Source organism: Mesorhizobium sp. M1088 (genome assembly GCF_040318575.1).
Taxonomy (GTDB): domain Bacteria; phylum Pseudomonadota; class Alphaproteobacteria; order Rhizobiales; family Rhizobiaceae; genus Mesorhizobium.
Window position 1 is genome coordinate 66063 of record NZ_JAMYMO010000008.1, and the last position, 12317, is coordinate 78379.

Here is a 12317-nt window from a genome sequence, read left to right on the forward strand (position 1 = left end):
GCAATGTCCGGTGAACCGGCCAAGCCGGCTGATGTCAAAGGATACAAGCGTCTAAGCATGTGGCAGTGGCTCTTGCTGCTCGGGATGACTGTTTGTGTCGTGGTCATTCGGCATCTGCCATATCTCTATTTCCCCAATCCGGCATACCTCGATCAGGAAAGAATCGGAGCGGTATACGGCTCCGTCATCATGGGGCTTTTGTTGCCTTATGGGGTGGCCTGGGGCGTTGCGCGTCTGGCCGGGCGCTCGCGTGGCGCGTTCTTAGGGGTTATCTGGACGTTGGCGGCTCTGGTCTTTGTTGTCAATCTCGGCCTGTATGCGCAGTGTCCGACCTGCTATTGAACGGTTGCCATCAGCCACGCGACCGGCCCTGTGATCTTCTGGCGGCCTCTCGTCATTGTAACCATATTCGGCTAGAGACCGCGACATGGCTGAACCCGACACCAGAAAGACCATCGTGCTGACCGGCGCCAGCCGTGGCATCGGCCACGCCACGGTCAAGCGCTTTTCACGCGAAGGCTGGCGCGTCATCACCTGCTCGCGCCAGGCCTTTGCCGAGGACTGCCCGTGGCCGGCCGGCCCTGAAGACCACATCAAGGTCGATCTCGCCGACCAGGAGGATGTCGGCATCGCCATCTCCGAGATCCGCCACCGGCTAGAGGCGCATGGCGGACAGCTGCACGCGCTGGTCAACAATGCCGGTATCTCGCCGAAGCTCAAGGACGGCAACAGCCGCATGAACTCGATCGACACGCCGATGCATGTCTGGCGCGACGTCTTCCAGGTGAATTTCTTCGCGCCGATCATGCTGGCGCGCGGACTGTTCAAGGAACTGGCATCGGCCAAGGGCTCGATCGTCAACGTCACGTCGATCGCCGGCACCCGCGTGCATCCTTTCGCCGGTACCGCCTATGCGACGTCGAAGGCAGCACTCGGCTCGCTGACGCGCGAGATGGCGCATGATTTCGGCCCGCACGGCATTCGCGTCAACGCGATCGCACCGGGCGAGATCGACACCGCGATCCTGTCGCCGGGCACCGAAAAAATCGTCGAGACAATCCCGCTGAGAAGATTGGGCACCACGGCAGAAGTCGCCGACATCATCTTCTTCCTGTGCTCGCAGCAGGCGTCCTACGTGACCGGCTCGGAAATCCATATCAATGGCGGCCAGCACGTTTGAGCGGTTGGTTTTGATCAATCGTTGACGCTGCCCCTCATCCCCCTGCCGGGACCTTCTCCCGTGAAGAACGGGGAGAAGGGCTTGACCGCAACGCTGGCGGGGCGGCGCAGGCTTAGGCTGCCGTGGGCGCTTTCGGTGCTGCCAAAACCTCCTCGACGATGCCGCGGGCGATCTCGCGTTCGCCCATGATGACGGTGTCGGCACCAAGGTTTTTGAGGTGCTCGACCTCGGCATCGGAATGGGCGCGGGCGATGATTTCGATTGTCGGATTGGCGGCGCGGGCGCGCAGCACGACCTGCCCGGCCTCGAAGGCGTTGGGGATGGCGAGGATCAGCCGCTTTGCGCCCTCGGGATTGGATGCGGCGAACACGTCGCCACTCGCCGCGTTGCCGGGTACGGTTTCGACGCCTTCGGCCTTGAGCTTCGCCAACGTCTTGTCGGCATCCTCGATGACGAGGAAGGGCAGGGCGGCCTGCTTCAGCGCCGTGCCGACAAGGCTGCCGACGCGGCCGTAGCCGATCAGGATGGTGTGGCCGGTCAGCCTGGTCCTGGGCGGTGGGCCATCCTCGTTAGCAGGCGCCGCGACCGAAGCCACCTGGCCGGGCTCGGTCGCCGGGCCGATCGGCCTTGCTTCGCCGGACGGCGCCGTCCTGCCGGCGCGTGCTTCCAGCCAGGGTTTCATCCGGTCGACGGCAAAAAACATCAGCGGATTGAGGACGATCGACAGGATGGCGCCGGCGAGGATGAGGTCGCGGCCTTGTTCGGGCAGCAGTTTCAGCCCGACGCCGAGTTCAGCCAGGATGAACGAGAATTCGCCGATCTGGGCTAGGCTTGCCGAAATCATCAATGCGGTTGCCACCGGATAGCGGAAGACGACGACGATGACGAAGGCTGCCAGCGACTTGCCGACAACGATGATGGCCAGCGTCGCCAGGATCGGCCAGCCATTGCTGATCACGCTGAACGGGTCGAACAGCATGCCGACCGAAACGAAGAACAGCACGGAAAAGGCGTCGCGCAGCGGCAGCGATTCCTCGGCCGCCCGGTGGCTGAGCTCGGATTCGCTCATGATCATGCCGGCGAAGAAAGCGCCGAGAGCCAGCGACACGCCGAACAGCTTGGCCGCGCCGAAGGCGACGCCAAGCGCAATCGCAAGCACCGCCAACCGGAACAGTTCGCGCGATCCGGTATGGGCGACGTAGTGCAGGATCCAGGGGATAAGCCGGCGGCCGACCACCAGCATGACCAAGACAAAGGCCGCGACCTTGGCCAGTGTGATGGCGACGACGCCCCAGACGCCGTAGCTCGCCGGCAGCGACAGCAGACCGCTGGAGTGCACCTCAACCTGCTCTTGGCCGCCGAGCACGCCGGCCAACGCCGGCAAAAGCACCAGCGCCAGCACCATCGCCAGATCCTCGACGATCAGCCAGCCGACGGCGATGCGGCCGCGCTCGGTCTCGATCAGCCGCCGCTCCTGCAGGGCGCGCAACAGCACCACGGTCGAGGCCACGGAAAGCGCCAGGCCGAAGACCAGTCCCGCGCCCATCGACCAGCCGAGCATCCAGGCAAGGCCGGCGCCGAGGGCCGTCGCGAAGCCGATCTGCACAATGGCGCCGGGCACGGCGATGGCGCGGACCGACAACAGGTCCTTCAGCGAGAAATGCAGGCCGACGCCGAACATCAGCAGGATAACGCCGATCTCGGCAAGTTCATTGGCGAGGCCGGCATCGGCGACGAAACCCGGCGTGTTCGGTCCAACCAGAACGCCGGCGACGAGGTAGCCTACCAGCGGCGGCACGCGAAAACGGTTGGCAAGTGCGCCGAAGACGAAAGCCAGCCCCAGACCGGCGACGATGGTGGCGATAAGGGGCGTGTCATGCGGCATTGTCTATGGAGCACCTTCAGGAATCGCGATGTCGGATATGCGCCGTCCAAAAGCCGCCGCCTTGGCAGTATGGAGGCTGGGACAGTCGCGAGACAACCCGCAATTCCCATGAAATCGATGGCAAGGCGGCAAAAAGGCGTTGAGCCGGCAAGCGTTGCCACCCGGCGCGGCCTGCTCCAGGCAGGCGATTGCTACGGAAACGAAAGTTGCGCGCCGCCGATGCCCGATCAGGTCGCCTGCAGCAGGCTCTCGATATCGGGTATGCTGTGGTTGGTCAGCGTCTTTGGAATTTCGGCCGTTATCTTGTCGGTGACCTCCTTGTGCAGCTTCCTGCGCATGTCGCCCAGCACCGGCGGCGGCGCGATCAGCACGATCTCCTTGAAGCTGCCGCGATGCGCGAGCTTGTAGAGCCTGTCGGCAATCTCTTCGGCAAAACGCTCCTTGCCGAGACGGTGCCAGTCGGTGTCCTCGACCGCACTGCGGTGGACGGAAGGGCCGTCGCTGTAGCGGCCGGGGCGGTCCGTGCCTTGTTCTCGGGTTGCCGGATTTTCCTGCTCCATCTCGTGCACGACCTGAAGGTCGGGATATTGGACGTCTCCACGGTTCTCGAGGAACAGCGCCTTTTCGCCATCTGCCACCACGATCCATAGTCCGCGTTTCAGTCTGACGTTGCTCATGGGGCGCTCCTTTTTTGATTTTTCGAGCCCATCGCCGGGCCTTTGCCGCAGGGGTGTGACCGGGCCTGGGTCCATAGAGCAAACGCGTGCCGAGGCGGGAATGTTCCGGCACTCGGACCCGGTGCTCCGACAGGGGTCGGCGAGAGTGCGGGGCTGCCGTCGATCGCTCGGTCAGCATCCGGCGGCTTAATCTACTAAATTGATAGAATTTAGAAAAATCTGTTTTGTGGTTAGCTCCTCCGGCCGCTAAAAAGGCAGCGGATCAAGGGCTGCAACAGCAGCTTCAATCTGCCCCGCATTTGAATGTGGAATATTTTTCTCTTGGCCTTCATGCTTGCAGAAAAGAGATTGCCTGCTACGAAGCGATGCGCGAGTGGGTGCCTTCTGGTTTTTCGCGCCTCCGCGTAGAACTGACAAACGGTTCCAGGATTCCGCTCGTCATGCCGCAAGCCACACCCAAGCTCAATGCCTTTCCCGTCTTCATGCGGGTCGAGGGCGAAGCCATAGCCATCGTCGGCGGCGCAGAGGAAGCGCTGGCCAAGGCGCGGCTGCTCGCGCAGTCGAGCGCTGTGCTGCGCATCGTCAGCGATGAAACAAGCCCGGAGCTGCTGGCCTTTATCGCCGAGACGGGGGCCGCCCACATCGCCGACGTCTATGATGCAGCACATCTCAATGGTGCGGTGATGGTGTTTGCCGCCAGCGGCGACGAGGCGCTCGATCGCCGCGTTGCCGGGGATGCGCGCCGGCTGGGCATTCCGGTCAATGCCGTCGACCGGCCGGAGCTATGCGATTTCTTCACGCCGGCACTGGTCAACCGCGCGCCGGTCGCCATTGCCATCGGCACGGAAGGTGCCGGCCCGGTGCTGGCGCAGATGCTGCGCAGCCGCATCGACCGCATGCTGGCGCCCTCGCTCGGGCCGCTCGCAGCGCTCGCCGCATCGTTTCGCGACACCGCCGAAAGACTGCTGCCGAAGGGCAATGCCCGCCGCCGCTTCTGGAGCGATTTCTTTGGCGGCGCGCCGGCCCGCGCTGTCGAGGCAGGCGAGCTTTCGCAGGCGCATGATGCGGCCGTCGGCCTGCTGCTTTCGACAGAACCGGCATCGGGCCATATCGCGCTTGTAGGCGCCGGTCCAGGCGCCGAGGACCTTTTGACGCTGCGCGCCCATCGCCTGCTGATGGAAGCCGACGTGATCGTCCATGACGCGCTGGTGCCGGAGGCGATCGTCGCAATGGGCCGTCGCGATGCCGAGCGCCTGCCGGTCGGCAAGCGCAAGGGCTGCCATTCCAAGAGCCAGGCCGAGATCAATGCGCTGCTGGTCGAGCTTGGCCACGCCGGCAAGCGTGTCGTGCGGCTGAAGTCCGGCGACCCGCTGGTGTTCGGCCGGGCCGGCGAGGAGATGGCGGCACTTCGCGATGCCGGCGTCGCCTACGAAGTGGTTCCGGGCGTCACCGCGGCCTTCGCCGCCGCCGCCGATTTCGAACTGCCGCTGACGCTGCGCGGCGTGTCGTCGTCGATGGTGTTCACCACCGGCCATGACCTCAAGGGAAATTCGCTGCCCGACTGGGCAAAGCTCGCCATTTCCGGCGCGACGGTCGCCGTCTATATGGGCCGCTCGGTCGCCGCCGAGGTCGCCGGCCGGCTGATCGAAGCCGGCCTGTCGCCGGATACGGCCGTCGCCGTGGTCGAGAATGCCAGCCTTGCCAATCGCCGCCGTTTCCACGGCACACTCGCCGACCTGCCGTCGCTGGAGGCGCGCGCCGACCTCAGCGGCCCGGTGATGACCATCATCGGCGATGCGGTCGCCGGCGCCAATTTCGAACGGTCCGAGCCGCTGGCGGCACACAGGCAGGAAAGCGTGGCGAGTGCTGCCGCGCAAGGAGTGAGCCAATGAAAGTCCTGACCGCGAACCGCCTCGCCGACGGCATAGCCGTCTGGTACGCCAATGGCGGCTGGGCCGAGATCATCGACCATGCCGACATCGCCCATGACAAGGCGGCCGAGGACCGGCTGGAGGCAATCGGCGCCAAGGCCTCCGCGAACAACGAAGTGGTCGACGTCAGCCTGATAGACGTGACCGTGGCCAACGGCACGGTCGAAGCGGTCCGGCTACGTGAAAAGATCCGTGCCGCCGGCCCGACCACCCGCAACGACCTGGGCAAGCAGGCCCGTCCGCAAGCCGCACGTGCGGCATAGATGACACAAGCATGATCCCGATCATGCTCGAACGAAGAAAATAACGGGCGGACGCGCCCGGAAAGACCTGAATATGTACCGTTACGATGAGTTCGACCACGATTTCGTCAAGGCACGCGTCGCCGAGTTCAGCGACCAGGTTGCGCGGCGCCTTGCCGGCGAGATCACCGAGGACCAGTTCCGGCCGCTGCGACTGATGAACGGCGTCTATCTGCAACTGCATGCCTATATGCTGCGCATCGCGGTGCCCTACGGCACGCTGAACAGCAAGCAGCTGCGCATGCTCGGCCACATCGCCCGCAAATACGACAAAGGTTACGGCCATTTCACGACGCGCCAGAACATCCAGTTCAACTGGCCGGCGCTGTCGGACATCCCGGCGATCCTGGCTGATCTGGCAAGCGTCGAAATGCACGCCATCCAGACCAGCGGCAATTGCATCCGCAACGTCACCGCCGACCACTTCGCCGGCGCCGCCGCTGACGAGGTTGCCGATCCGCGCCCCTATGCCGAAATCCTGCGGCAATGGTCCTCGGTGCATCCGGAGTTCTCGTTCCTGCCGCGAAAATTCAAGATCGCGGTGACCGGCGCCGAGCGCGACCGCGCCGCCATCCAGACGCACGACATCGGCCTGCACCTGAAGAAGAACGCCGCCGGCGAGCTCGGTTTCGCCGTCTATGTCGGCGGCGGCCAGGGCCGCACGCCAATGGTCGCCAAGAAGATCCGCGATTTCCTGCCCGAAGCGGATTTGTTGTCCTACTGCACGGCGATCCTGCGCGTTTACAACCTCTATGGCCGGCGCGACAACAAGTTCAAGGCGCGCATCAAGATCCTGGTCCATGAGACCGGCGTCGAGGAGATCACCCGCCAGGTCGAGGCCGAATGGCAGGAGTTGAAGGACGCCGAGCTGAGGCTGCCGGAAGAAGACATCCGCGCCATCGATGCCTATTTCGCGCCGCCTCCGCTTGTCGACCGGCCGGAAGGCGACGAGGCGGTCAAGCTTGCCCGCCTCGACTCCAAGAGCTTTTCCGAATGGCTGGACCAGAATGTGGTCACCCATCGCCATCCCGACTACGCGGCAGTGACCATCTCGCTCAAGGGCATCGGCGAGACGCCGGGCGATGCCTCCGACAGCCAGATGGAAGCGGTCGCCGACATTGCCGAAAAATATTCATTCGACGAGCTGCGCGTCAGTCACGAGCAGAACCTGATCCTGCCGCATGTGGCGCGGGCCGACCTCAAGGCGGTCTATGATGCGCTTGTCGATATCGGGCTGGCGACGGCCAATTCCAACCTGATCAGCGACATCATCTCCTGCCCCGGCCTTGACTATTGCGCGCTGGCAACGGCGCGTTCCATTCCCGTGGCGCAGGAAATCTCGCGGCGCTTTGCTTCTCTGGAGCGCCAGCGCGACATCGGCGAATTGAAGCTGAAGATTTCCGGCTGCATCAATGCCTGCGGCCATCACCATGTCGGCCATATAGGCATCCTGGGCGTCGAGAAGAAAGGCGCCGAGCTTTACCAGGTGACGCTCGGCGGCTCGGCCGACGAGAACACCTCGGTCGGCGAGATCATCGGCCGCGGCTTCAGTTCGGAAGAGATCACCGATGCCATCGAGCAGATCGTCGAGACCTATCTCGGGCTTCGGCTGGACAGAAACGAAAGATTCATCGACGCCTACCGCCGAGTCGGTCCCGCGCCGTTCAAGGAGGCGCTCTATGCTGGCGAAGCCAAGGCCGCTTGACCGTATCGTCGACGTCGAGGCCGGCATCGCCGCCCAAGCGGCGGGTCTCGACGCGCTCTACGGCCATCTGAAGCCGCTGGAGATCATCGAGCGGTCGACCCGGGAGTTCTTTCACGGCGAAATTGCCGCCGTCTCGTCCTTCGGCGCGGATTCGGCGGTGCTGCTGCACATGATCGCCGAGATCGACCGCACGCTGCCGGTGATCTTTCTCGACACCGGCAAGCATTTCGAGGAGACGCTCGGCTATCGTGACGCGCTGGCCGCCGATTTCGGGCTGAGCGATATCCGGGTGATCAGGCCCGACGATGCGGCGCTGGCAAGGATCGACCCGACCGGCAATCTGAACGAGACCGACACCGACGCCTGCTGCGACGTGCGCAAGGTCGAGCCGCTGGCGCGCGGCGTCGAGCCGTTCCGCGCCTGGTTCACCGGCCGCAAGCGCTTCCAGGCGGCGACCCGGGCAGCGCTGCCGGTGTTCGAGGCGGTCGGCTCGCGCATCCGCATCAATCCGCTGGCGCACTGGACGACATCGGACCAGGCCGGCTACATGCGCGCGCATGCGCTGCGTGAAAACCCGCTGGTCGCCTATGGCTATCTGTCGATCGGCTGTTTCCCATGCACGCAGCCGGTGCAACCGGGCGACGATGCGCGCAGCGGCCGCTGGGCCGGGCACGCCAAGACCGAATGCGGCATCCACTTGTCGGGGCTGGAAAGGTCGCTGACCGACGCATCACTTTAGGGTATGTTGATATTCAGCCGGCCTGCAAACGGCGGCTTCCTGCGCTTCCGGCGCTCACGTACCCAAAGTACGCTCAGCTCCGGTTCTCGGAGGCCACGCAGTTTGGTCGCTTCGCGCCCGCCTTCGGCTCGGCCTGACCTGAATCTCAACGCACCCTGAGGTGTTTTGCACTTTAGAATCTTTGGACTTGGGAATTTTCTTGATGAGCGACTTGATAGCCGAAAACGCCATGCGGCTGTGGACACCGGATGGGTTCCGCGAGGACGAGTGGGTTCATGCCGAAAGCGCCGAGGCGCTGGTCGGCAATGGCCGTTTCATCCTGCCCTTGCAGGCGTTTCTAGGCCTCGATCCGGAGGTGCGGCGGTCGGCGAAGGAGCGCATCGGTGTGCTGCTGCAGCCCGGCGATCAGCTCGAGAAGATCGCAGGCCTGCTCGATCAGCTGTCGCTGGTTGCGCTGGCGTTTCCGGCGTTCAATGACGGCCGCTCGTTCTCCAAGGGCGAATTGCTGCGCAGCCGTTATCATTTTGCAGGCGCTATGCGCGCCACCGGGCAGGTGCTGATCGATCAGCTGCCGCATATGCTGCGCGTCGGCTTCGATGAATTCGAGGTATCGCACCCGGTGCTGCTGAAGCGGCTCGAGCAAGGCCGCACCGGCGGACTGCCGCTGTTCTATCAGCCGGCGGTGAAGCCGGAGGCCAAAGGCCCGAAATATTCCTGGCGGCGGGTTTGCGCCGGCTGATCCGCTCCAGAGGGCCAGAAGCCCTATCTGGTCGGACCACATTCCCGATTCAGCCTTTTATTTTGCGCCTCTCCGCCTTAGGATAGGCCCATTATTTCGCGATCCGAATAAATGTGGCCACAAGGGAGGAACCGGGTATGGCTGGCAAGAAGATATTGATGCTCGTTGGCGAGTTCAGCGAGGAGTACGAGATTTTCGTCTTTGAACAGGCCATGCATGCGGTGGGCCACACCGTCCACGTCGTTTGCCCCGACAAGAAGGCCGGCGATATCCTGAAGACCTCGCTGCACGACTTCGAGGGCCACCAGACCTATACGGAAAAGCTCGGCCACGACTACATCCTCAACAAGACGTTTTCCGAGGTCAATCCGGCCGACTACGATGCCGTCTACGCGGCGGGCGGGCGCGGGCCGGAATATATCCGCATCGACAAGCGCGTGCAGGCGCTGGTGCGGCATTTCCATGAGACGGGAAAACCGATCTTCACCATCTGCCACGGCGTGCAGATCCTGATCGCGGTCGACGGCGTGGTGCGCGGCAGGGAAGTCGCGGCGCTGCAATATTGCGAGCCGGAAGTCACGCTGGCCGGCGGCATCTATATCGATGTTGCGCCGACCGGCGCCCATGTCGACGGCAATCTGGTGTCGGCCAAGGGCTGGCCGGGCCTTGCCGCCTTCATGCGCGAATGCCTGAAAGTGCTGGGCACCGAGATCCGCCAGGGCGAGATCCTGATGCGCGACCAGCGCCGGGCGGCTTAAGCTCGGAATGTGGAGCCCGCCGCACCCCCAACGCATGTCACGCAAAAGTGTCAGCGGTTTTGCGATAACGGCATGCATAAACAATAACCTAAAGCGCGTCGCATGAGGCCGGTCGAGCGCGACGCGCTTTAGGTGCGGCGGTATGCTTTACACGGCCATCCGCGCTTCGCGGAACGATACCAGCTTGCTGCGACTCTCGTCCCACAGCGCCAGCTTGACGCAACGCAGGCTGTCGAGGAGTGTGACGCGGCCGATCTCACGCAGCTCCGGATAGTCCCTCAACACTTCCGGAAGCCGGTAGCATGGCACCTTGGCCGAGAGGTGATGCACGTGGTGGACGCCGATATTGCCGGTGATCCAGTTCAGCACCGGCGGCAGGTCGTAATAGGACGAACCGTGCAGGGCAGCGTGCTGGAATTCCCACTCGGAGTCCTTTGTCCACTCCGTCTCCTCGAACTGATGCTGGACATAAAACAGCCAGATGCCGGCCGATCCGGCGAGGATGACGATCGGCAAATGCACGACCAGGAACGCGCCGGGGCCAACGAACCAGATGAGCAGCGCGGCGATGACCGCGATGGCGAGATTGGTCGACATCGACGACACCCAGGGGGTGAAACCGCCCCGCATCATGCCCAAGGGCAGTCTCTGCTCGAAAATGAAGATCCATATCGGGCCAAGGCCAAACATCACCAGCGGATGGCGATAGAGGCGATAGGCGAGCCGGCCCCGCCATGACAGTTGCCGATATTCAGCGACCGTCAGTGTCTTGATGTCGCCGGTGCCGCGCTCGTCGAGATTGCCGGCGCTGGCGTGATGGGTTGCGTGGGCGCGGCGCCAGCAATCGTAGGGCGTCAGCGTCAACACGCCAAGCACGCGGCCGATCCAGTCGTCGGCATAGCGGTTGGCAAAGAAGGAGCCGTGGCCGCAATCGTGCTGGATCATGAAGATACGCACCAGAAAGCCGGCTGCCGGAAGGATGAGGACCAGACCCCACCAATGGCCATAGGCATAGGCGGCCGAGGACAGTGCCCACAGCGTGGCGAAGGGGATGAGGGTGATGGCGAGTTCGACGGCGCTGCGACGCCTGTCGGGCTTTTTATAGCGCGACAGGATCTTCAACCAGGCGCGCTTGCTGTTTGCCACAGCTTCGGGGGAAATCATGTTCATCATGAAACATAGGCGGAGCGGCGCGCTGCCGCAAGGCGGAGATCACGCAAAGTTACTGCGGGTAAATGTCGCGCGATGGCGAGGAATTGCGGCCGCAATCGCAGGTCGCGTTGCTGGCGACGGTGTCTACCGACGGCGCCCGCCTGCGACCACCTTGGCTTCGACGCCGTCCAGGCGGTCGAGCAATTCCTTCAGACGGTCGGGAATATCGGACTCCGTGCGGAAGGCCGGTAAGGTGCGCAGAAAGCGCTTGGTCGCCTCGGTGCCGAGCTGGCGCCGGATATCGGCGGCGAGCCCGTCGCGTTTTTCGCCATTCCTGCGGGGCATCATCCAAAATCCTGTGTCGGCTTCGAAACTCTTCCAAGGGAGGAATGGTTCCCGCATTGTAGTGTCCCGGCAAGCAAAGCCGTCGGGTACGGTAAAGTTTGAATTAAAATCGAAAGGTCTGCGCCGTCCGCCATCAAGCAGCGACAGCGGCTGCAGTATCGCTTGCCCCTTGATTTTTGGCCGCTAAACCTCGATATCGGGCGCAAATCCACACCATTCGAAAATGACGGGAAACGGCGATGAGCGACCAGGCAAAAGACGAACGCGCGCCCGATGAAGCCGAGAAGACCGAGGCTGCCGCGGAGCCAAGGGAAGGTGGCGTCGACGGCGACTATGAGGCGCTTGTGCGGCTTCTGAAGGAAAACGAAGAGCTGAAGGATCGCGCGCTGCGCGTCGCAGCCGACATGGAGAATTTGCGTCGCCGCACCGCCCGCGACGTCCACGATGCGCGCGCCTATGCGGTTGCCAATTTTGCCCGCGACATGCTTTCGGTGTCAGACAATCTGCGCCGTGCGCTGGATGCCATCCCGGAGGAGGCCAAGGCGTCGGGCGATGCCGGCTTCAAGGCGCTGATCGACGGCGTCGAGATCACCGAGCGCGCCATGCTGTCGGCGCTGGAACGCCACGGCGTGAAGAAGCTTGAGCCCGAGGGCGAGAAATTCGATCCGAATTTCCACCAGGCGATGTTCGAGGTGCCCAATCCCGACGTACCGGCCAACACGGTCGTGCAGGTCGTGCAGCCCGGCTATTCGATCGGCGAGCGTGTTCTGCGGCCGGCCATGGTCGGCGTCGCCAAGGGCGGCCCCAAGCATGTGGCGAGCGAAGCGCCGGTGGAGCCGGGGCCGGTCAACGAGCAGGCTGAGAAGGATGCGTAAGTTAGGGGAGTAGGGGAACAGGGCAGTAC

13 protein-coding genes are annotated in these 12317 nt (G+C 63.7%); 9 read left to right on the forward strand and 4 right to left on the reverse strand.

The features are described from left to right. Positions 1 to 3: 3 nt before the first annotated feature. Together NKH49_RS12590 and NKH49_RS12595 are read left to right on the forward strand one after the other, a co-directional pair. Positions 4 to 342, forward strand: coding sequence for a hypothetical protein (locus NKH49_RS12590; protein ID WP_352613066.1), 339 nt, complete (start codon positions 4 to 6; stop codon positions 340 to 342). A gap of 85 nt (positions 343 to 427) precedes the next feature. Continuing rightward, positions 428 to 1180 carry an SDR family NAD(P)-dependent oxidoreductase gene (locus NKH49_RS12595; RefSeq protein ID WP_023718933.1) on the forward strand — a complete coding sequence of 251 codons (753 nt, stop codon included), beginning with the start codon at positions 428 to 430 and terminating at the stop codon, positions 1178 to 1180. Between the two features lie 112 nt (positions 1181 to 1292). Here the strand turns inward: NKH49_RS12595 and NKH49_RS12600 are convergent, their stop codons facing one another. After that, positions 1293 to 3065, reverse strand: a complete 1773-nt coding sequence (locus NKH49_RS12600; protein WP_352684504.1) for a cation:proton antiporter domain-containing protein — start codon at positions 3063 to 3065, stop codon at positions 1293 to 1295. A gap of 227 nt (positions 3066 to 3292) precedes the next feature. Continuing rightward, complete coding sequence (locus tag NKH49_RS12605; protein WP_352448343.1) at positions 3293 to 3742, reverse strand: baeRF12 domain-containing protein; 450 nt, start codon at positions 3740 to 3742, stop codon at positions 3293 to 3295. A 440-nt stretch (positions 3743 to 4182) separates the two neighbouring features. Here NKH49_RS12605 and cysG point away from each other — a divergent pair, with 440 nt between their 5' ends. The 6 genes from cysG to NKH49_RS12635 all read left to right on the forward strand — a co-directional run bounded on the left by cysG (position 4183) and on the right by NKH49_RS12635 (position 9916). Next, positions 4183 to 5634, forward strand: coding sequence for a siroheme synthase CysG (cysG, locus tag NKH49_RS12610; RefSeq protein WP_352539422.1), 1452 nt, complete (start codon positions 4183 to 4185; stop codon positions 5632 to 5634). Further along, positions 5631 to 5936, forward strand: a complete 306-nt coding sequence (locus NKH49_RS12615) for a DUF2849 domain-containing protein (protein ID WP_352613064.1) — start codon at positions 5631 to 5633, stop codon at positions 5934 to 5936. The genes cysG and NKH49_RS12615 overlap by 4 nt, the downstream gene beginning before the upstream one ends. Before the next feature lie 73 nt (positions 5937 to 6009). Further along, the gene (locus NKH49_RS12620) at positions 6010 to 7680 is read left to right on the forward strand and encodes a nitrite/sulfite reductase (protein WP_352469418.1); all 1671 of its coding nucleotides are present in this window, start codon (positions 6010 to 6012) and stop codon (positions 7678 to 7680) included. Next, on the forward strand, positions 7655 to 8419 hold the full coding sequence (locus NKH49_RS12625) for a phosphoadenylyl-sulfate reductase (protein ID WP_352448339.1): 765 nt from the start codon (positions 7655 to 7657) through the stop codon (positions 8417 to 8419). The genes NKH49_RS12620 and NKH49_RS12625 overlap by 26 nt, the downstream gene beginning before the upstream one ends. A gap of 202 nt (positions 8420 to 8621) precedes the next feature. Next, on the forward strand, positions 8622 to 9158 hold the full coding sequence (locus NKH49_RS12630; RefSeq protein ID WP_352613061.1) for a DUF934 domain-containing protein: 537 nt from the start codon (positions 8622 to 8624) through the stop codon (positions 9156 to 9158). Positions 9159 to 9295: 137 nt separating this feature from the next. Next, on the forward strand, positions 9296 to 9916 hold the full coding sequence (locus NKH49_RS12635; protein ID WP_352539419.1) for a DJ-1/PfpI family protein: 621 nt from the start codon (positions 9296 to 9298) through the stop codon (positions 9914 to 9916). A 147-nt stretch (positions 9917 to 10063) separates the two neighbouring features. On the opposite strand, the gene NKH49_RS12640 is transcribed toward NKH49_RS12635, so the two are convergent. Together NKH49_RS12640 and NKH49_RS12645 are read right to left on the reverse strand one after the other, a co-directional pair. Further along, the gene (locus tag NKH49_RS12640; RefSeq protein WP_352469420.1) at positions 10064 to 11086 is read right to left on the reverse strand and encodes a fatty acid desaturase; all 1023 of its coding nucleotides are present in this window, start codon (positions 11084 to 11086) and stop codon (positions 10064 to 10066) included. A 126-nt stretch (positions 11087 to 11212) separates the two neighbouring features. Further along, positions 11213 to 11416, reverse strand: coding sequence for a hypothetical protein (locus tag NKH49_RS12645; RefSeq protein ID WP_023675249.1), 204 nt, complete (start codon positions 11414 to 11416; stop codon positions 11213 to 11215). A gap of 236 nt (positions 11417 to 11652) precedes the next feature. On the opposite strand from NKH49_RS12645, the gene grpE reads away from it, so the two are divergent. Then, the gene (gene grpE / locus NKH49_RS12650) at positions 11653 to 12288 is read left to right on the forward strand and encodes a nucleotide exchange factor GrpE (protein WP_023675250.1); all 636 of its coding nucleotides are present in this window, start codon (positions 11653 to 11655) and stop codon (positions 12286 to 12288) included. Positions 12289 to 12317: the final 29 nt, after the last annotated feature.